1 protein-coding gene is annotated in these 1,677 nt (G+C 37.4%); it reads left to right on the forward strand.

What is annotated here, in order from left to right; translation table 11 throughout:
• Positions 1–218 precede the first annotated feature (218 nt).
• Positions 219–1,448, forward strand: coding sequence for an IS4 family transposase (locus tag ACW9JV_RS19275; protein ID WP_457337521.1), 1,230 nt, complete (start codon positions 219–221; stop codon positions 1,446–1,448).
• Positions 1,449–1,677: the final 229 nt, after the last annotated feature.

A 1,677-nucleotide genomic window follows, 5' to 3' on the forward strand; every position in this document is an offset into this window, starting at 1 on the left:
AGCCGGACGTGGATAAATAAATTAGTAATTTTATCCACAGCTGAAAAATTTTATGATTTCCCACTAGCGTTGCATAAACTTTTTATAAAGTAGTCAAGAAAAAACAACTTGTGTCAATACTAAGAATAATAGGAATTATCAATACAAAAACGCATAAAAAAACCTTATAATAAGGGAATGGTAGTCCTGTCCAAATCCCAAATTATAAGGAGTCTTTCATGGACAATCATACCATAAAAATGGTATTCAAGGAATACATTCATCCATTAGATACAAAAGTTATTCAAAAAATGATTGATATGGAAGAGGTAGACAAGTATGTGAAAAAGCTAGATACCATTGCCTATATTCGCTTATTTATTTACGCACAACTTAAAAAATCAGAAAATCTTGCAGTAATCAGTCAGTCTGTTTCACGCAAAAAAACGGTGCAGCGATTAGTAGGTATAGACAGTATCAGTAAGTCACAACTCTCGCGTAAGAATAGACAAATCCCACATGAAATACCAGAAGCTATTCTTCGTCATCTCATTCAAAAGGTACAGTATACACTAGGACCTGTGAAAGCAGGAAAGGCATTGCTTCAGCTGCATTTGATTGATTCATCGACTATTTCCATGTGTCTTAGTGGCTATGAATGGGCTGATTTTCGAGAAACAAAAGCCGGGATTAAAATGCACACTTCAATTAGGTTGTGCAATGATACGCTCTCGCTAGATAAGATGATTCTAACGCCAGCCCGACCAGCGGATGAGACACAGCTGGATGAATTAATTGTTTATCAGTTAGATGTGCTTCATGTATTCGATCGCGGGTACTTCAACTTTGCGAAGTTCGATACCTATTCGGAAAAAGGAATAAAATTTGCAACGCGTATCAAAGCCAATACAGTGGTACACGTCGTGGAAGAGTTACTCGTGGATCCATCTTCTCCCATCACACGCCATGCCATGGTGACAATCGGAAACATGAAACATCCATTACAATTGATAGAGACAACAGATAGTAATGGCAAGCCTATTCGGATTGTGTGTAACGACGCCAAGCGCAGTGCGCAAGAAATCAGCGATATCTACCGAAACCGCTGGAAAATAGAGTTGTTTTTCAAATGGATCAAGCAACACTTGGTCATTACAACATTATATGGTAAGAGTGAAAATGCCGTTTATAATCAAGTCTATCTTGCAATGATTACCTTTTGCCTGATCATCCTAATGAAAAATAAAATAGGTTTCAAAGGAACCTTGCTGGAAATGTTGCGTTGGATAAAGGATGGTTACGATCAATCCATGGCAACCTTTATTTTGAAAGTACGTAAAGAACCAGAGCGAGAGTCCAGTGGACGACGAAGGTGGGACAATGAGCGAATTTTTGCAGAGACCCTAGCACAATATGAGACAGGAGACGTGTTACACTTAGATGATTTAACATACGATCTATTCGTTTAAAAGTATATACTATTCAAAAAATGGATGAAGGGCTACCTCTCATGCCTGTTGTCTTTTTTTCATTGTGTACAAATAACATATATCAGAAAATTCTGTTACATATGTCTCAAATGGAAAATTAACGCTTGACTTGAAGCATTACTTTTTATGCAACGCTAGTGTAATTTCCTAGACAATTAAAAAACCGACGGAAGGCCTCCGTCGGTAAAAAATAGTTACTTCCTTACGC

The organism is Salibacterium sp. K-3 (genome assembly GCF_054052005.1).